General features: G+C 40.0%; 3 protein-coding genes. 1 reads left to right on the top strand and 2 read right to left on the bottom strand.

The features are described 5' to 3' along the window. Positions 1 to 400: 400 nt before the first annotated feature. Positions 401 to 1009, bottom strand: coding sequence for an IS30 family transposase (locus tag H9L42_RS16605; protein WP_187304510.1), 609 nt, complete (start codon positions 1007 to 1009; stop codon positions 401 to 403). Positions 1010 to 1023: 14 nt separating this feature from the next. Then, positions 1024 to 1680: a helix-turn-helix domain-containing protein gene (locus H9L42_RS16610; protein ID WP_187304511.1), complete on the bottom strand. Its 657-nt coding sequence runs from the start codon at positions 1678 to 1680 to the stop codon at positions 1024 to 1026. A gap of 219 nt (positions 1681 to 1899) precedes the next feature. Here H9L42_RS16610 and H9L42_RS17390 point away from each other — a divergent pair, with 219 nt between their 5' ends. Next, complete coding sequence (locus tag H9L42_RS17390) at positions 1900 to 2043, top strand: transposase domain-containing protein (protein ID WP_417891434.1); 144 nt, start codon at positions 1900 to 1902, stop codon at positions 2041 to 2043. The last annotated feature ends 23 nt before the right edge of the window (positions 2044 to 2066 follow it).

Below are 2066 nucleotides of genomic sequence, written 5' to 3' on the forward strand. Positions count from 1 at the left end.
GGTATCAAGAAGATAACACCGCCTGAAAGCATGCTGTAAACATTGGAATTTCAATGAAGAACAGGTGCTTTTTTACAAAAAGCTTTTTTTGTTCATAGTATTATGGTACAATTTAAGTAGGTTATTTGAAAAAGTAAATGTGCGTTTGCAATTCTAAATGCAGCACTGGAAAATCACCCCGGATTTACGTGCATTAACTCCTGCAAAAGTGCGTTTAAGAAATCGTAAATGTTACTTGTGCAGAGGTTAATATTACATTTCACTGAAAATCTGATACAATATGGTTAAAGATGCACATACCAACCAACGGACTGCATTTAGTTAAAACTTTTGTGATTGTAAATGCACCCCGCTTTATGTATGGAATTACGCATCCTGCCTGGCAAAAAATAGCGTTAACTTACTTTTTCAGCAACTCCGGTTTCAGACACAGCTGATCCAGAGGTATGTATTCCAGGCCAAGCCTTGTGGCAGTCTCCTCACCATACAATTCGATGAACAATTGTACCGGGGCCTTTGCATTCAGGCTGCCACGAGGCATTGAATTGACATGATTCATCACAAGATCAACATCTTTCTGTGTCAGCTGGTCGAAAGAAGTCCCCTTAGGTAAGATGTAACGAATGTATTCATGGTTGCGCTCACATCTGCTCTTTTGATTGGTCTGCTGTGGATCGCAGTAAAACAATCTACATTGGATTTCGCCGGTTACAGTATTGATTTCAACAGCGGAAGGGTTGGTAAACTCTGTACCTCTGTCTGAGAGTAACAGAGGAAAAACTTTTGCAAAATCATCATCCAGAACTGTTCTGATGCTATTAAAAACTTCTGTCACTGATGCAGATGTATTGGTATCTCTGATATACATTAGCTGCAGATCGCAGTTTCTGAAAAATATGGTAAGGAGAACTTTACCACCTTTTCTACCTTCTACCGTATCCATTTCACAGACATTTACATAGGGATTTTTCTCTGTAAAATCCAGAAAATCCGCATAAGTTCTGCCCACATGACATTTCTTGTCTACATGAAGTATGGGGCCGCTTTTGTTCTGTGTGCTTTCCTCTGAACTTTTCGCCTTAAATCAATGTTATTCACATCAAAGAAACCTCTATCGATGTAGCTGTACAGGGTTCTGATAGAAACAGGCATCGAATCTGCAAAGGCATCATAGCAGACAGGAATAGAAATACCGTTTTTAATGAGGGGGATGATATTTTTCTCAATAAAAGACATTTCTTCATCTGTGAGGGAAATCCCCACTCTTGAATCACGGAGAGTGTTTTTGTATTGCAGCTGTGCATAATCGGCCTCATACATTTTCTTCATAAGAGCGCAATGGCCCCGATCATCGCATCCATTGCAGACATATGGAGCACGAGTCAGCTTTTTGCAAGTCTGCGGCTCATACCTGTCACAGTATTGCGCACATCGAGAACAGGCAATTGAGCAGACTCTTTTTGTGCATCCCGGAGCAGGACATTTCGTTTGATCTTCAAAGATACATTTGAATTTACATTTGCTTCTGGCGGGCTTGCCGACATATTTCGCATACGCCCTGACTTCGCGACTAATGGTGGTGCGATCTTTACCGACTTTAGAGGCAATTTCAATAAAGGAGCACTTTAACGTCAATGCTTTCTGGATTTGCAATCTTTCATCATAGGTAAGATGTTTCATAATGGATTCCTTTCTAGGCAGGATACACGTTTATTGTATTAAAAAATCGTGAAGTTGTAGACGCACTTTTTTACTTCACGATTCTTGTATATTTTATTGCACGCTTTGAGGCATTTACTTTTTCAGTCAACCTACAATTTAAGTATGAAAAAGGATAAACTCACCAGGCAGCAACTGAATAGTTTAGATAAAGATATATGGATCACACTACTGTTAGATATGCAGGATCCGATCCTACAGCAGACCATTGCCATCGAAAAGCTGACCGAGCAGATCGCTCTTATGAATACCAGAACTTTCGGTAAAAAGAGTGAGAAACTCCAGATAGACGAAGACCAGCTTAGCTTCTTTTCTGAGATATGAAACGAGGCAGAAAGTCTGATTGA

It is taken from the genome of Zhenpiania hominis (assembly GCF_014333425.1).
GTDB lineage: Bacteria > Bacillota > Clostridia > Peptostreptococcales > Anaerovoracaceae > Hominibacterium > Hominibacterium hominis.

Excerpts from the sequence above, each read along its gene's own strand:
- H9L42_RS17390 (WP_417891434.1), top strand. The coding sequence starts at position 1,900 with ATGCAGGATCCGATCCTACAGCAGACCATTGCCATCGAAAAGCTGACC.
- H9L42_RS16610 (WP_187304511.1), bottom strand. The coding sequence starts at position 1,680 with ATGAAACATCTTACCTATGATGAAAGATTGCAAATCCAGAAAGCATTG.